Source organism: Brevundimonas sp. AC546 (assembly GCF_979258305.1).
On the sequence record NZ_OZ409849.1, the window covers coordinates 120,457 to 136,076 of the forward strand.

12 protein-coding genes are annotated in these 15,620 nt (G+C 65.2%); 9 read left to right on the forward strand and 3 right to left on the reverse strand.

Going from position 1 to position 15,620, the window contains the following annotated elements:
* Positions 1 to 4: 4 nt before the first annotated feature.
* From flgE to ACZZZD_RS00655, 3 genes are read right to left on the reverse strand one after another with little or no spacing between them, the layout of a single operon-like run.
* Positions 5 to 1,795: a flagellar hook protein FlgE gene (gene flgE, locus ACZZZD_RS00645; protein ID WP_463431673.1), complete on the reverse strand. Its 1,791-nt coding sequence runs from the start codon at positions 1,793 to 1,795 to the stop codon at positions 5 to 7.
* Positions 1,796 to 1,843: 48 nt separating this feature from the next.
* On the reverse strand, positions 1,844 to 2,572 hold the full coding sequence (locus tag ACZZZD_RS00650) for a flagellar hook assembly protein FlgD (RefSeq protein WP_463431675.1): 729 nt from the start codon (positions 2,570 to 2,572) through the stop codon (positions 1,844 to 1,846).
* A 4-nt stretch (positions 2,573 to 2,576) separates the two neighbouring features.
* Positions 2,577 to 4,538: a flagellar hook-length control protein FliK gene (locus ACZZZD_RS00655; protein WP_463431677.1), complete on the reverse strand. Its 1,962-nt coding sequence runs from the start codon at positions 4,536 to 4,538 to the stop codon at positions 2,577 to 2,579.
* 399 nt (positions 4,539 to 4,937) lie between these two features.
* Between ACZZZD_RS00655 and flgK the strand changes: the two genes are divergently transcribed.
* The 9 genes from flgK to ACZZZD_RS00700 all read left to right on the forward strand — a co-directional run bounded on the left by flgK (position 4,938) and on the right by ACZZZD_RS00700 (position 15,578).
* Complete coding sequence (gene flgK / locus ACZZZD_RS00660; RefSeq protein ID WP_463431679.1) at positions 4,938 to 7,055, forward strand: flagellar hook-associated protein FlgK; 2,118 nt, start codon at positions 4,938 to 4,940, stop codon at positions 7,053 to 7,055.
* Positions 7,052 to 8,017 carry a flagellin gene (locus tag ACZZZD_RS00665; RefSeq protein WP_463431681.1) on the forward strand — a complete coding sequence of 322 codons (966 nt, stop codon included), beginning with the start codon at positions 7,052 to 7,054 and terminating at the stop codon, positions 8,015 to 8,017. Before flgK ends, ACZZZD_RS00665 begins: the two co-directional genes overlap by 4 nt.
* Positions 8,018 to 8,082: 65 nt before the next feature.
* A complete protein-coding gene (locus ACZZZD_RS00670) occupies positions 8,083 to 9,321 on the forward strand; it encodes a putative DNA modification/repair radical SAM protein (RefSeq protein WP_463431683.1) in 1,239 nt (412 codons plus the stop codon).
* 203 nt (positions 9,322 to 9,524) lie between these two features.
* Positions 9,525 to 10,883 (forward strand): UdgX family uracil-DNA binding protein, encoded by a 1,359-nt coding sequence (locus ACZZZD_RS00675; RefSeq protein ID WP_463436042.1) that lies wholly within the window; start codon positions 9,525 to 9,527, stop codon positions 10,881 to 10,883.
* A gap of 229 nt (positions 10,884 to 11,112) precedes the next feature.
* Positions 11,113 to 12,228: an MlaE family ABC transporter permease gene (locus ACZZZD_RS00680; protein ID WP_463431684.1), complete on the forward strand. Its 1,116-nt coding sequence runs from the start codon at positions 11,113 to 11,115 to the stop codon at positions 12,226 to 12,228.
* Positions 12,225 to 13,013, forward strand: a complete 789-nt coding sequence (locus tag ACZZZD_RS00685) for an ABC transporter ATP-binding protein (RefSeq protein WP_463431685.1) — start codon at positions 12,225 to 12,227, stop codon at positions 13,011 to 13,013. The genes ACZZZD_RS00680 and ACZZZD_RS00685 overlap by 4 nt, the downstream gene beginning before the upstream one ends.
* A gap of 12 nt (positions 13,014 to 13,025) precedes the next feature.
* A complete protein-coding gene (locus ACZZZD_RS00690; RefSeq protein ID WP_463431686.1) occupies positions 13,026 to 13,964 on the forward strand; it encodes an MlaD family protein in 939 nt (312 codons plus the stop codon).
* A 20-nt stretch (positions 13,965 to 13,984) separates the two neighbouring features.
* Positions 13,985 to 14,614 carry an ABC-type transport auxiliary lipoprotein family protein gene (locus tag ACZZZD_RS00695; protein WP_463431687.1) on the forward strand — a complete coding sequence of 210 codons (630 nt, stop codon included), beginning with the start codon at positions 13,985 to 13,987 and terminating at the stop codon, positions 14,612 to 14,614.
* Positions 14,615 to 14,696: 82 nt separating this feature from the next.
* On the forward strand, positions 14,697 to 15,578 hold the full coding sequence (locus ACZZZD_RS00700) for a hypothetical protein (RefSeq protein ID WP_463431688.1): 882 nt from the start codon (positions 14,697 to 14,699) through the stop codon (positions 15,576 to 15,578).
* Positions 15,579 to 15,620: the final 42 nt, after the last annotated feature.

Below are 15,620 nucleotides of genomic sequence, written 5' to 3' on the forward strand. Positions count from 1 at the left end.
CCGATCAGCGTTTGATGTTGATCAGCTCGGCCAGCATTTCATCGGCCGTGGTGATGATTTTGGATGAGGCGGAATAGGCCCTTTGGGTGGTGATCAGGCCGGTGAATTCAGCCGACAGATCGACCGTCGAGGACTCCAGCTGCTGAGCGGCAATGGTGCCTGCACCTCCGGTTCCTGCCGCCTTGAGGTTAAAGGTGCCGGACTGCAGGCTGACGCTGTAAGCGTTGCCGGAAACCTCTTTCAGGCTGTCGGGGCTGGGGAAGGTGGCGATCGCGACCTGGGCGATGCGGCGCATCACGCCATTGTCGAAGACGGCGGTGACGAAGCCGCCCTCGTCGATCGTGATGTCGCTCAGATTGCCGAAGGCCGTGCCGTTGGTGACAGTCGATTGCACCACCGAGGCAGTGTTCAACTGGCTGAGACCCCCCGCCGAAGTGTTAAGATCCAACGTGACGGTCTGGGCAGCGATGCCCAAGCCGTCGGCCCACTTGACCTGATAGTTATCGGCCGCGACCAGAGGATCGATGACTTGGGTGGGATCGGACTCACCGAAATTCAGCGTCGCCTGGGTCGGATCGTCGAACAGGCCCGTGCCGGCGGGCCAGTTTTGCATTGTCTCGACGTCGAGGCGACCAGAAGGCGTAAAGGCGATCTTCCCGGTCTTGATCTGGCCGTTGGCGTACGCGCCCCCCGTCACGACGTCGTCGGCGGGCACCGCGACGACTTCGGCGTACCAGATGTTCGGCTCGTCGCTCTTCAGGAAGCGGATTTCCAGGTTGCGCTGGCCGCCCTTGGAGTCCGAAACCGGAATGTTCATCTTGAAGTCCGGCTTCACGCCGGTGGGCGCGTCGTCGTCCGCATTGTATTCGGCCATCGAGTTCGACTTCGGGTCGTACTTCTGGGTGGCGGCGACATTCGTGGCGAGCCCGATGTCCGACAGGTTCATCGTGAACGGCGCGCCGGTCGCGGGGGTGAACGTGAGTGCTGTCGTCCCTACTGGCGTCATCGTGCCGTTGTTGGGGGCGTTCATCGTCAACGCCGTGATGTTTCCGGTGGCGGGATCGAACGTCGCCAGGCCCGTCGCGGTCTGCGTGCCGGATTTGATCTTCACGGTATATTGGTTGGGCACATAACCACCGGCGACGAGCGGATCGCGAACCGGTTCGTATTTGACGTCCACAGTGTGATCGGTAGCGGTGGGGGGCGTCGAGGGTTCTGTATAGGAGCTGGCGCTGCCGGCGGCGGTGGCGACCTGGGTCGAGCGCAGGTTGGCGTTGATCTGGACGCGAGTGGTCGGCTCTGCGGTGCCGCCCACCGAACCGATGTTGATCGAGCGCAGTCGCGACAGGTCGGACGGGTCGGTTGCGATCTCGCCGTTGGAGTCCACCGGCCAGCCCTGCAGATACAGGCCGGCGCTGTTTTTCAGATAGCCCTGCTTGTCGACGCGGAACGCGCCGGCGCGGGTGAACAGGCGGCTGTCGGTGGCGCCGACGCCCTCGGCTTGGGTCGTCGTGACGAAGAAGCCCTGGCCGCTGACGGCGAGATCGGTGCTCTCGCTCGTGCGCTGCAGTTGGCCTTCCTGGCCGATGAAGGACCGAGTGTTGGTGGTGACGCCGCCGGCCGAATAGCTGCCGCCCGAGGCCGATTGACTGTTGACCAGGGTCTGGAACTCGCTGGCCGTGCGCTTGTAGCCAACGGTGTTGACGTTGGCGATGTTCTGGGAAATGGCCGCCAGGGCGGCGGAGTTGGCGGCGAGACCGGACACGCCGGCCAGCATTGCGCTGTTGAGGCTCATGGAAGAACGCTCCTTAAATGAAGATCATCGGGAAGGCGGCGGATCGCATCATGCGGCCGCCTCCTCGGTGGGGACGTTCGGATTCTCCGTATCGTCGGTGTCGTTGTCTGCCTGCGCCTTGATCTCGTTCAGCGAGATCACGGTCGAAAGCGGAAGGATGGAGTCGCCGATCACCAGGTATGGCGCGCCGTTATACATTTCGACGCCGGTCACCCGGCCCTGGATCAGGGCCTGGGCGTCGACCTTAGCGCCGGTGGCGTTTGTCGCGGCGACCTTCAGGGTATAGACGCCGCCGTCCTCGGCCTTGCCCCCGTCCTTCAACGTGCCATCCCAGTTGAAAGTGTGCAGGCCGGACGTCTTGTCAGGCGCGGCGCCTTCCCAGACGACGGCGCCCTTGCTGTCGACGACTTGCAATGTGGCCTTGTCGGCGTCGGCGCCCAGTTCGTAGGCCCATGCAGCCTTGCCGTCGTTGAACTCGGTCGCTGTCCAGGCGGCGGTCACGCTCTTGCCGATGTAGTTGGACGCGTTGTCGAGCCCGCCTGCGGATTGAGCCGACAGCAGACTGGTCAGCAGATCGTTGGTGAGCAGTTGTTGCTCGACGCCGGCCATCTGGGTCAGCTGTCCGGTGAACTCGTTGGAATCCAGCGGCGACAGCGGGTCCTGATTTTTCATCTGCGTCGTGAGCAGTGTCAGGAAGGTCTCGAAGTTCGAGGCCAGCATGGTGTTGCTGCTGTTCAGACGACCAGAGGCGTCGGCAGTGGAGATGGCGTCGACCATGGGGTCAGACCTTCAGATCGACGCGGTCAGGCGTCTGGGAATGGTTGATCCAGGCGCCGGGCGCTGGAGTTATGGGGGTGTCGGCCTGGGCGGCCAGGCGAGAGCCGCCGGCGAACAGGGCGTTGCGTTGCTGTTGGCGCTCGAAGGCGCCGCCGCCTGCGGACGGATCACGTTGCGAGAAGTCGAGCGCATCGCCCGCGACCTGGAAGCCGGCGTCCTGAAGTTGGCGACGCAGTTCGTCTGCGCGGCCTTTCAGATCGGCGGCTGCGGCAGGATTGTCGAAGGCGAGACGGGCGGACAGCTGGCCGTCCTTTCCAATCTCCAACTGCACATCCACGCGGCCCAAATCCTCAGGCGTCAGCACCATGTCGAACCGGGTCGAACGGCCGTCCAGCTTGCGTGCGATCTGCGCAGCGAGCTGGGCGGTGGTTTCGGCTGTCGCGCGCGACAGGGTCGAGAGGCCCAGGTCGCGGTCCGGCGCAGCGGCCTGCTGGATCGCCTGGGTGTCGGCGGGAGCAGCGTTGGTCGTCTGTGCGGCGGTAGGAGCGACCGCGAGAAGCGCTGGGGCGGCCGCCGTGTCGGTCGTCACCGTCGGCTTGGCTGGCTGCACGGCGCCGGCGTCCGCCAGAGATGTCGTCTCTACGTCTGTCGTCTTCGCATCGGTCGTTTCGGCCGTGACAGGCGTCGTGGCGGTGTTGCTGGTTTGCTGAGCCAGTTCGTGGCGCGAAGGCTTAAGAGGCAGCGCGGCTTGAGTGGGCGCGGGTAGCGTCTGCGGTGGCGTGTCGCCAGATGCGGCCTGGGCGGGTTGGTCGGATACGGAGGCCGTTTCGGACTTGGCGGAACGCTCGGTCACGACCGCCGCTGCGGCGATATCGGCCGGTATGGTCTGAGCTGGTTTAAACGACGCCGCCGCGACCGAGACCTGCACCTGGGCCGCCGGAATCTGGGCGGCCGTCATGGCGTGGGCGATCGGCGAGGAGGCGGACGGCTTGGCGGCGTCCGCTGGTGTCGGCTGAACGGCGGCCTTGGCGGTGTTCGGCGCGGCAATGGTCAGCGCCGCAGCTTCAGCCGGCCGCGTAGCGGCATCCGCCCTAGGCTGAACCGCAGGCGTGGGGGCGGCTGAGGGCTTCTGGGCGCTCGCCATTGATGCCGATTGAGCAGCTTCGCTCTGGTCGTTATCGGCCGTGGCCTTGTCCGAAGTCATCGCTGCGGTCGGCGACGGCGTCGCCTTTGCAACCGCGAGGAGATCGCCCAGTTCGGCTGCAACCGCTTTGGCGGCTTCGGGTAGAACGACGGCAGCAGCAGTTTTGGCGTTGGCCTCGGTCGATGATGAAGCCGTCGCAGCGGCGACATCCGATGCAATGCCGTCTGTTGTGGCGGGGGGCAGCGTCGCCGACGATCCTGTCGTCGAAGAGAGGAGCGTGACCGTCGCGAGGCCTTGCGGCGCCTTCATCTCGACAGTTGGCGTCGTCGGGGGTGTGGTCTCAGCGGCTTGCTCAGCGGACACGTCTACGGCGAGCGGCTGCGGCGTCGCCGCCGACAGAGGTGAAACCGGCGGTGTTTGTTGCGGCGTGGGGAACGGTGACGAGATGATGACGCTCGCATCATCGTCATCGTTCGCCGAGTCCTGGACGCCTGTCGCCGTCTCGTCCGAGGTCCCGGAGAGGATTTTGGAGTCTGCAGTCTCGAGTGTGGCCGGCGCGGGAGCCTCGACCATCAGGTCAGGCGCGACGGCGCTCGTTTCGTCACCGACGGCTTGGGTCAGTATGACGCCGAGGGTTTGAGCGGTCGTCAAACGACCGGGCGCGACCCGCTCGACCGGCGCAGTGTCGAGGCTTGCGTCGAGGACAGCGGTGATCTTGCTGGAGAACAGGCCGGCGTCGGCCATGTCTGCGCCCGAGGCGGCAGCCGGCGTTCCGGTCGAAACCGGAGCGGCAGGCGCAAACAGGGCGGAGGCGATCGACATGGAAGCGCGGCGGCTTTCGTGAGGGGTAAGGTCGGCGCCTGCTGCGCCCAAGGGTTCGCCGTCATCGACGCAAGGGTCGGGCCAAGACCTTAGTCGAACAAAAACAGTGGGTAATACAGTCCGTCCGGTGAGCGGTCGTCATGGCGGCGGTCGTTTATTGCCGCGCTATCGCCATTTTTTGCCCGGCTGTGGACGAATACGCTTCAAAGCGGCGCCCAGTCCAAAACCGCATCTGTCGCTGTTGGCCCGACCTTTGCGCGTCTTGCCGATCATGACGGCTGCCCGATCTGTGATCCTGTTGAAAAACAACGCTCTGTGCGAGCGAGGGCGGCGCGTGGCTGGGCAAGAACTGCGCGCGACAATGCAGCGGTTGCCGGGTAGGGCGGGGGAGACGCGTCAATGTCGCTGAACTCGATCATGAACATCGCCACGTCGGGCCTGAAGACCGCCCAGGCCCAGTTGCGCGTCACCGCCGACAATATCGCCAACGTCGATACGCCCGGCTACGTCCGCAAGATCGCCGATCAATCCGCCGCCGTCACCAACGGCTATGGCTCCGGCGTCGATGTCACGCGGGTTCGCCTGGCTACAGACCGTTTCCTCCAGGCGGCGAGTTTGAGCGCGGGGTCGGACGCGGCGCGCCAGACCGTGCGTTACGAACTGTACGACCAGATCCAGAACCAGTTCGGCGATCCCAGCAGCGACAGCAATTTTTTCGCCCAGGTCGATAAGCTGTTCGCCAGCTACGCCACCCTGGCCGAAAGCCCGACCTCGTCCGCAGGCCGTCAGGACACCATCTACAAGACCCAGGCGATCTTCAATCAGGCCTCGGGCATCGCGGCCCAGATCCAGTCGGCGCGCCAGGAAGCGGACGGCCGTCTGCAAAGCGCGATCGAGACCGTCAATCCGCTGCTGGAACAGATCGCCAAGCTGAACAAGACCATCGCTTCCGGCACGGTCACCAATGAGGACGTGACCGGCGCACAGAACGCACAACTCGGCCTGATCAACGAGTTGTCGAAATATATGGATGTGAAGGTCGAGGCTCGCTCGAACGGCGGCGTGACCCTGCGCACAAACGCCGGCACGACCCTGGTGGGCGAAGGCGCCGCGACCCTGTCCTATCAGGCGGCCGGCACGGTCGGCGCCATGACGGCCTTCTCCGACATCATGATCACCGAGCCGAGCGGCACGCGCTGGCCCCTGCTGGACGGGGTATCGTCGGGGCAGATCAAGGGTCTGGTCGAGATCCGCGATGTCGATGCGCCGGCGGCTGCGGCACGTCTGGGCGAGCTGACCGCCAAGCTGGCGGACGAACTGAACCGCGCCCACAACGCCAACAGCAGCGTGCCGGCGCCGACCACTCTGGCCGGACGCAACACGGGTCAGTCGCTGGAGAACGCCCTGACCGGCTTTACCGGAACGACGACGATCACGGCGGTCAATGCGGCGGGCGTGGTGCAGGCCTCGGCCCAGATCGTCTTCTCCGGCGCCACGATGACCGTCAATGGCGTCGCCGCCGATCCCTCGACCTTCCTCAGCGTGCTGAACGCCCAGATGGGGGGCGCCGCGACGGCCAGCTTCTCGGAAGGGCGGCTGCAACTGGACGGCGCGGGCGGCAACGGGGTCGCCATCGCCGACGATGCGACATCGCCCAGCGCCAAGGGCGGTCGTGGCTTCTCGCACTGGTTCGGGCTGAACGATCTGGTCTCGACCAACACGCCGAGCTTCTACGAGACCGGCCTGAGCCTGACGTCGCAACACGGCTTCGATCCGGGCGAGAGCCTGACGCTGCGTTTCGCCGGCGAGTCGGGATCGCGGCAACGCGACATCACCGTCTCGGTCCCGGCCGGGACGGGCACGATGGGCGAGATGCTGGGTGCGCTGAACGATCCGATCACGGGCGTCGGGCGCTACGGCGCCTTCAGCCTGGATGCGGCGGGCAAGCTGTCGTTCAAGGCTTACGATCCCTCCGTCACCACCATGAGCGTGGTCAAGGACGGCACGACCCAGGATCCGTCCGGCGTATCGATGTCGCAACTGTTCGGCCTGGGCGCGACCGGATCGACGCGCGCCGAAGCCTATACGGTCCGCAGCGACATCCAGCAGGATCCGGGCAAGCTGGCCCTGGCGCAACTGAACCTGTCCGCGGCGGCGGGAACGCCGGCGTTGAGCAAGAGCGACGGGCGCGGCGGGCTCGTGCTGGGCGACGTGGGCAAGAAGAACGTCGCCTTCAGCGCGGCCGGTGGCAACTCGGGCGGGAACAAGACCCTGTCGTCCTATGCGGCGGACTTCGCCGGCGAGATCGGCGGCAAGGCCTCGGCGGCCAAGACCCGCAGCGAAACCGCGTCCGCCCTGGCCAAGGAGGCGGACAGCCGTCGCACCTCGGCCGAAGGGGTCAATATGGACGAGGAACTGGTCAACATGACCACCTTCCAGCAAGCCTATAACGCCTCTGCGCGCCTGATCCAGGCGAGCAAGGACATGTACGATGTTCTGATCGGAATCCTGCAATGACGCGCGTCGCGACCCACGGGAACTACCAGTCGGCCCTGCTCAGCCTGATGAATGCGCAAAGCCGTGCGCAACAGGCCCAGGAGCGGATCGACAGCGAGAAGATCGCCACCGACATGTCCGGCTATGGCCGAGGCGCAGAACAACTGACCAGCCTAACCTCGACCCAGGCGCGTCTGGAGGGCTTCATCTCCACCGGAGAGGCCGTGGCGGCGCGGTTAAGCGCGCAGGATCTGGCCATGAGCCGCATCTACGAAGGCGGAACCGGCGCACGCGAGGCCATCGCCACCAGCATGGCGGCGGGCAACATCACCAACCTGATGACCGAGCTGAGCCTGAACTATCAGACGGTCCAGGGCGGACTGAACGCCGAGCACCAGGGATCGTATCTATTTGCTGGCGGTCAGGGCGACATCGCCCCGGCGACGGCGGGATCCATGGCCGATCTCGCGACGGCGCCCTCGGTCGCCTCGACCTTCGCCAACGACACGTTGAAGCAGAAGTCGCGCATCGACGAGAAGACGACGGTCGAGACCGGTTTCCTGGCCAGCGAGATCGGCGGGCCGCTGACGGAGGTCTTCCGCAACATCCAGGCCTTCCAGAACGGCACGCCCGTGACGGTGGGTGGGGTGACCTATACGCCGGCCGGGGCCGGAACCCTGACCGGGCAACCGAACGCCGACGTCACCGCCTTCCTGAAGGCGCAGCTGGGCGAGCTGGACAAGGCGAACGTCGGCCTGACCAACCAGACGGCCAAGAACGGCCTGATGCAGAACCATGTCGACGCGGCGCTGGACTCGCAGGAGGGCCAGAAGACGGCCCTGCAGAAGATGATGCAGGACAAGTCCGGCTATGACCCCGCGCGCGCGATCACCGACCTTCAGATGGCCCAGGTCGCCATCGAGGCCTCGGCTCAGATCATCAACTCGCTGAAGAATACGTCGCTGTTGAATCTGCTGCGCTAAGCGGCCTTTTCGAAAAAATAACGGTGACGCTGGACCGTTTATGATCCGAGAACGTATCATGAACAATGGCTCGTCTCGATCTGCGTCGAAAACTGTCTGTCCTCGCTGATGCGGCGAAATACGATGCGTCTTGCTCGTCATCTGGAACGTCGAAACGGAACTCGGTCGGCGGCAAGGGGATTGGTTCGACCGAGGGCATGGGCATTTGTCACGCCTATACGCCGGATGGTCGCTGTATCAGCCTGTTGAAGATACTGCTGACCAATTTCTGCATCTACGACTGCGTCTATTGCATCAATCGCGTGTCGTCGAACGTGGAGCGGGCGCGGTTCGATGTGGACGAAGTCGTGGACCTGACGCTGAACTTCTACAAGCGCAACTATATCGAGGGGTTGTTCCTGTCGTCGGGCATCATCCGGTCCGGCGACTATACGATGGAGCAGCTGGTTCTGGTGGCCAAGACCCTGCGCGAGGTTCACGACTTTCGCGGCTATATCCACCTGAAGCTGATCCCCGAGGCCGATCCCAAGCTGGTGGAGATGGCGGGCCTGTATGCCGATCGCCTGTCGGCCAATATCGAACTTCCCCGCGACGAAGCCCTGGCCCGACTGGCTCCGCAGAAGGACGTCGGGGTCATCAAGAAGGCGATGAGCCAGGTGCGGCTGGGCGTCGAGGCGGCCAAGCCGGGCAAACGCGATAAGATCAAGCCGCCGAAGTTCGCGCCGGGCGGTCAGAGCACCCAGCTGATCATCGGCGCCGACGGTGCGCCGGACACGGAAATCCTGGACCGCAGTGCGTCGCTATATGGCGGCTATGGCTTGAGGCGGGTCTATTATTCGGCGTTCAGCCCGATCCCGGATTCCAGCGCGATCCTGCCCCTGTCCAAGCCGCCGCTGATGCGCGAGCATCGCCTGTATCAGGCCGATTGGCTGATGCGGTTCTACGGCTTCTCCGCACCCGAGATCGGGGAGGGGGCGGCGGACGGGATGCTGGACCTAGCGGTCGATCCCAAGCTGGCCTGGGCGCTGAACAAGCGCGAGCAGTTTCCAGTCGATGTGAACCGGGCGCCGCGCGAGATGCTGCTGCGGGTGCCGGGGTTGGGCGTAAAGGCGGTGGACCGGATCGTGTCGGTTCGACGCTATCGGACCTTGCGGTTGGAGGATGTCGGCCGGCTGACGCGGTCGGTGGCCAAGATCCGCCCGTTCATCACAGCGCTGGACTGGACGCCGGGAGGGCTGACGGATGCAGCGGATCTGAGGGCGCGCGTGACCAGCCGAACGCCTGAGCAGTTGAGCCTGTTCTGATGGCGACGGCGGTGCTGGACGGTGAGACGGACTTCGACGGCTGGCGCAAAGCGGCGCGGGCGTTGCGACTGGCTGGAGTGGAGCCAGCGGCGGCGCGTTTTGTAGTGCGCGGCGGATCGGAGGCTGCTCAAGGCGGATTGTTTGATATCCCCTCTTCCGCTCATCCCCGCGAAAGCGGGGATCCAGTGCTGTCGTGTGGCGCGATGTCGGGGATTGGCAGCGGGACATCCGTAGAAGGTGGAACGCCCAAAGAACTAGGTCCCCGCTTTCGCGGGGATGAGCGGAGAGAAAAGGAGTTCTCCGTCCCCGCCGCCTTCGTCGATCTGGCCAATAACGTGATCTTGCACCGATCTGCAGACCGGTTCGACCTGATGTATCGGCTGCTGTGGCGGCTGAGAGACGAACCCGATCTGATAAAGGTGATTTCTGACCGAGACGTGGCCGACGCCCTTGAGCGAGCCAAGAACGTCAGCCGGGCGTCGCACAAGATGAAGGCCTTCGTGCGCTTTCGTCAGGTTCACGACGACTGCGGCGAGGCTTGGGTGGCGTGGTTCGAGCCGCCGCACCGGGTCTTGGAAAAGACGGCGCCCTTCTTCCAGCGGCGGTTCACGACCATGCGTTGGTCGATCCTGACACCGGACGGATCGGCCTTCTGGGACGGCGCGACTCTGCGGTTCGGTCCGCCCGCCACGCGCGACATGGCGCCGGACGAGGACGAGATCGAGGAGTTCTGGAAGACCTACTATGCCTCGACTTTCAACCCCGCCCGCCTGAAAGTGAAGATGATGCAGGGCGAGATGGCCAAGTCCTATTGGAAAAATCTGCCCGAGGCTGTCCTGATTCCGGAACTGGTTGCGGCATCGGCGGTTCGCACTGACGCCATGGTCGCGACGCCTGCACCCGAACCTAATCCACGTTTCGCGCGCGTGACGGCGCCGGATATTCACTCCGCGCGACCGGGCGCCGAGGCCGTGCCTGACAGCCTGTCCGAGGTGGCGAGCGGTGTTCAGGCCTGCCGGCGCTGCCCGCTTTATCGAGACGCCACACAAGGCGTTTGCGGCGAAGGCCCAAAGGCGGCGCGTTTGATGATCGTTGGTGAACAGCCCGGTGACCAGGAAGATCTGGCCGGCCGCGCCTTCATCGGACCCGCCGGTCAGGTGCTGAATGCGGCTCTGGCCGAGGCCGGCATCGACCGATCCGACGTCTATGTCACCAACGCCGTCAAACACTTCAAGCACGAGCCGCGCGGCAAGCGCCGTCTGCACAAGACCCCGAACGCGGGCGAGGTCCAGGCCTGCCGCTGGTGGCTGGATGCGGAGCGGCGGTTGATCAAGCCCAGGGTGGTGCTGGCCCTGGGTGCGACGGCTGGTCTGGCGCTGTTGGGTCGCAAGCCCGCCGTGATGCAGGAACGCGGCGCGCCGATCCCGCTGGAGGATGGATCGAGCGCCGTCCTGACCGTCCACCCGTCCTACCTGCTGCGCCTGCCCGATGCGGAGGCCAAGGCTCAGGCGCGGCGGCTGTTCATCGACGATCTAGTCGCGGTTCGGGGTCGTATGGATTGATCCGAGAACGAATCCCGTTCGGCCGCGTTTGGCATCAGCGTCAGCGTGACGGTTGGGGAAATCGAATGGGGGAGGCGGTCTCGACACGGTTGAACGGCAAACATCCGCGTGAATGTCATCGCGCGTTGACATCGTACTCCGGCTTGACCATTAGCGCGGTAGGGATTTTGGCTGTCTTGAGGGGCGGTCTGGGGAAGATCGCGATGTCCGACTGGTCGTTCGAGGCCCGATGAACCAGCCGCAGTATGAAATCGTGGATGCGGACGGCGCAGCCAAACTGCGCCTGTCCGGCGACTGGACGACGACGGCGCTCGGCCGCCTGCCGACGGAGCTGAGCCGCGACCTGGAAGGGCGCGAGATCGCCAGCATCGACACCGCCGATCTAGGCCGGTTCGACACGGCCGGCGCTCTGGCCTTGGTGCAGGCGTCCAGCGGTCGTCTGTCGAAAAGTCAGTGGAAAGACCGCCCCGAGGCAGGCCGCATCTACCACATGATCGAAGTGCTGGAGCGCGAGAGCGCCCCGGCCCCCAAGCGCCCCAGCGCTTTCATCCGCACCTTCGCCAAGATCGGCCGGGGCGTCTATGATTTCGGCGGCGAGGCCATGCTGTCTCTGGCCTTTCTCGGGCGGCTGATGGCGGCCGTGGTCGAGGCCGCCAAACACCCCGGCGGCATCCGCTGGCCCGCCTGGGTCAGCCAAGCCGAGCGGGCGGGGCTGGACGCCATCCCGATCGTCATGATCACCAACTTCTTCATCGGAGCGGTGGTCGCCTTCATCGGCGTGGATCTGCTGACCGACTTCGGCGCCCAGGTCTTTGCGGTGCAACTGATCGGCGTGGCCATGTTCCGCGAGTTCGCGGTGGTGATCGCCTCTGTGCTGTTGGCCGGGCGTTCCGCGTCCGCATTCGCGGCCGAGATCGGCTCGATGCGGATGAACCAGGAAGTCGACGCCATGCAGGTCATGGGCGTCAATCCGTTCCAGGCCCTGGTGATCCCGCGCGTGGCGTCTCTGGTGCTGATGCTGCCGCTGCTGACCTTTATGGGCATGATCGGCGGTCTGATGGGCGGTCTGGTGGTGTGCTGGACCTCGCTGAACCTTGGCCCCGCCTTCTTCTTCCAACGCCTGGTTGAGGACGGGACCATGGCACAGCACATGATGGTGGGCCTGGTGAAGGCGCCGGTCTTCGCCTTGGTCATCGCCGCCATCGGCTGCCGTCAGGGCATGTCGGTCGCCGGCGACGTCGAGAGCCTTGGTCGCCGTGTGACGGCCGCCGTGGTGCAGGCGATCTTCGCCATCATCCTGCTAGACGCTGTGTTCGCTCTGGTCTTCCTGGAGCTGAACATATGACCGACGCCCTCAAGGCTGAGACGGAAAACCTGATCGAGGTGCGCGGCCTGCTGAGCCAGTTCGGCGAGCGCACCATCCACGAGAACCTGGACCTCGATCTGGTGCGGGGCGAGGTCATGGGCGTGGTCGGCGGGTCGGGCGCGGGGAAGACCGTGCTGCTGAACACCATCATCGGCCTGAAGGAGCCCGAAGGCGGTTCGGTCAAAGTGCTGGGCTACGACCGTGCGACCCTGACCGACGATCAGTCGGCGGACATCGAGCGGCGCACCGGCATCCTGTTCCAGCAGGGGGCGCTGTTCTCGTCGCTGAGCGTGCTGGAGAATGTCGCCTCGCCCCTGGTGGAGCACACCAAACTGCCCAAGGCCGTCATCTATGAGCTGGCCGAACTGAAGATCGCCATGGTGGGGCTCAAGCCCGAGCACCATCACCTCAAACCGGCCGAGCTGTCGGGCGGGATGAAGAAGCGCGCCGGCCTGGCGCGAGCGCTGGCGCTGGACCCGGAACTGGTGTTCCTGGACGAACCGACGGCGGGTCTGGACCCTATCGGCGCGGCGGCGTTCGACGACCTTATCCGGCAGCTGGCGGACGACTTGGGTCTGTCCGTCTTCATGATCACCCACGACCTCGATACGCTGTACGCCATCTGTGACAAGGTGGCGGTGCTGGCGGACAAGCGGGTCGTTGAAAAGGCCACGGTGCAGGAGCTGGAACGCTCCGACCATCCGTGGATCAAGGAATACTTCCTGGGGCCGCGCGGTCGCGCAGCCACCAAGACGGCGGCCTGAGGAGAGCCGACTATGGAAAGAGACGCACATTACGCCGCAGTCGGGATCGCCACCGTCTGCCTTCTGGCGGCGCTGGCCGTGTTCACTATCTGGCTGGCCCGGCTTCAGTTCAACAGCGATTACGACATGTACGACATCGTCTTCTACGGGCCGGTGAACGGCTTGTCGGAAGGCGGCGAGGTGCATTTCAACGGCATCCGCGTCGGCGAGGTCACGGACCTGAACATCGACACCAAGCGCGGCGACCAAGTCATTGCTCGCGTCCGCGTGGACGGCACCACGCCGGTGCGTGTCACCTCGCGCGCCCAGCTGGAGCCGCAGGGGATCACCGGCCTGAACTACATCCAGATCACCGCCGGTTCGCCCAACAGCGCCCTGCTGAAGGAGCAGTATCCCGACAACGTCGTGCCGGTGCTGCAAAGCCAGCCGTCGCCCATCGCCGAGCTGCTGAGCGGTTCGGGCACGGTGCTGGCCCAGACGGTGGATGCGCTGAATCGGATCAACCGCGTCATGTCCGACGACAATATCCGCAGCTTCTCGACCAGCGTGAAGAATGTGGAATCCCTGACCACCGAGCTTGAGGCCCGCAAGGCCATCTTCCAGCAGTTGGAAGAGGCCGTGACCAACGCCAACGCTGCGGTGAAGGAATACCAGGCCCTGGCCGTCGATACGCGCCAGATCATCAATACGGATGGCCGCGAAGCCATCGCCAACATCAACTCGGCGACCGGCGAAGCCCGTGCGGCCATCGCTTCGGCCAACCGTTCGATCACAGGGCTTGAGCGTCCGCTGGGCGATTTCACCACCAACAGTCTGCCGCAACTGAGCGGCACGATCGAAGAACTGCAGGACGCCACCCGTTCGTTGCAGTCCCTGATCGACGATGTCCGCGCCAGCCCGCGCGACTTCATCGGTCGTCCCCAATCCAAAGAGCTGGAGGTGCAGCCGTGATCCTTCGTCCTGTCCTTCGAATGGCGGCAGCCGCCGCAGTCCTGACGGCATTGAGCGGGTGCGCCCTGCTGTCGAGCCCCGACCCGGTGCAGAACTATCGGTTCGGCCTGCCGGTCGAGGCCCCGTCGGCCGAGGGTGACACGCCGGCGCCATTGACGGTCTCGATCCGCCGCATCGAGTTTCCCCAGGCGACTGGCGATGACCGCATCCTGGGCGTCACGGGGCTGGAGACGGCCTATATCGGCGGAGCGCGGTGGGTGTCGCCGGCCTCGACGCTGTTTGACGATAGTCTGAAGGCGGCGTTCGCCAATCGGGCTGACCGTATCCGCGTCCTGGGTCGTCGCGAACCGGGCACGCCGCCGCTAGTGCTGCAGGTCACGGTGACCACCTTCGAGGCGCGTTATGCCGCGCCGGGCGCGGTGCCGGACGTGGTTGTGACCGCGCGCGCGCAACTGCGCTCCACGCCCGAACGAAGAGCCGCAGCGAGCGGGACCATTCGCCCGGAGGAAGGGCGTTCGGTCGAACGCGTCTTCACGGTGGCCCAGCCGGCGGGTGACAATCGGGTGTCGGCCATCGTGGCGGCGTTCGATACGGCCACGCGGGACATCAACACCCAGATCGCCGACTGGACCATCAGTTCCGCCAACTGACGGCCGGCGGCCTTCACCCAGGGCCGCAGGACGCAGGCGCGCGGATGCGCTAAGCTGGCTCCGAATCTGACCCGGAGTTGTCATGAGTTTTTCCGCTACCGACGCCGCCTTCGAAGGCTTTCGGGTCGTTCGCCGTCATCCGGTTGTCGCCCTGGCCTGGGGGCTGGTCTACTTGCTGATGTATGTGGTCATGTTCGGCCTGGGTGCCGACAAATGGGCGGCCCTGATGGCGGCAGGCGAGGCGTTGGAACAGTCGGCCAATCCGTCGATGGCGGACTTCCAGGCCCTGGGTCAGGTCTATGCGGGCGCGCTGGCCTGGGCGGCACCGGCAGGGCTGTTGATCGGGACGGTGCTGAGCGCCGCCGTCGCCCGCTCTGTTCTGCGTCCCGAAGAGTCGCGCTGGGGCTATGTCCGCGTGGGCATGGACGAGGTGCGTGTGTTGGTCGTCAGCCTGCTGGTCAGCATCATCGTGGGTCTGGCGTCCGGCGTCGGCATGGCGATGGTGGGCGCCGCCATCGGCTTCGGCTCCGCATCCGGCCAGCCGTTGCTGATCCTGGCGGGCGTGCTGCTGGTCTTCGCCGTCTTCGCCCTGATCGTCTGGCTGGCGATCAAGTTCAGCCTGGCCGTGCCGATGACCGTCGATCGCCGCAAGATCACGCTGTTTGAGTCCTTCGGTGCCACCAAGGGGCATTTCTGGGCGCTGCTGGGCATGGCTGTGATCGCGGTCATCATGTCCCTGATCGTCAGCATCCTGGGCATGATCATCGGGGCGGCGACCGACCTGATGACTGGCGGGATTCAGACCCTAGCCCGCTTCGACGGCGTGGGAACGATGCAAATCCTGGCCCAAGCCTGGCCGGCCCTTCTGGTGTCCTCGGTCGTCAACGCCTTCCTGTCGGCGCTGCAACTGGCCGTGCTTTATGCGCCCTTCTCGGCAGCCTGGGCGGCGCTGAAGCCGCGCTGAGCTTTCCCGCTCCACCGCCGCCCATGTGCGGCGGCGATGGAG

Bases quoted from the DNA above. Each gene is read 5' to 3' on its own strand.
- flgE (WP_463431673.1), bottom strand. From the start codon at position 1,795: ATGAGCCTCAACAGCGCAATGCTGGCCGGCGTGTCCGGTCTCGCCGCC.
- ACZZZD_RS00650 (WP_463431675.1), bottom strand. From the start codon at position 2,572: ATGGTCGACGCCATCTCCACTGCCGACGCCTCTGGTCGTCTGAACAGC.
- ACZZZD_RS00655 (WP_463431677.1), bottom strand. From the start codon at position 4,538: ATGTCGATCGCCTCCGCCCTGTTTGCGCCTGCCGCTCCGGTTTCGACC.
- flgK (WP_463431679.1), top strand. From the start codon at position 4,938: ATGTCGCTGAACTCGATCATGAACATCGCCACGTCGGGCCTGAAGACC.
- ACZZZD_RS00665 (WP_463431681.1), top strand. From the start codon at position 7,052: ATGACGCGCGTCGCGACCCACGGGAACTACCAGTCGGCCCTGCTCAGC.
- ACZZZD_RS00670 (WP_463431683.1), top strand. From the start codon at position 8,083: ATGGCTCGTCTCGATCTGCGTCGAAAACTGTCTGTCCTCGCTGATGCG.
- ACZZZD_RS00675 (WP_463436042.1), top strand. From the start codon at position 9,525: ATGTCGGGGATTGGCAGCGGGACATCCGTAGAAGGTGGAACGCCCAAA.
- ACZZZD_RS00680 (WP_463431684.1), top strand. From the start codon at position 11,113: ATGAACCAGCCGCAGTATGAAATCGTGGATGCGGACGGCGCAGCCAAA.
- ACZZZD_RS00685 (WP_463431685.1), top strand. From the start codon at position 12,225: ATGACCGACGCCCTCAAGGCTGAGACGGAAAACCTGATCGAGGTGCGC.
- ACZZZD_RS00690 (WP_463431686.1), top strand. From the start codon at position 13,026: ATGGAAAGAGACGCACATTACGCCGCAGTCGGGATCGCCACCGTCTGC.
- ACZZZD_RS00695 (WP_463431687.1), top strand. From the start codon at position 13,985: ATGGCGGCAGCCGCCGCAGTCCTGACGGCATTGAGCGGGTGCGCCCTG.
- ACZZZD_RS00700 (WP_463431688.1), top strand. From the start codon at position 14,697: ATGAGTTTTTCCGCTACCGACGCCGCCTTCGAAGGCTTTCGGGTCGTT.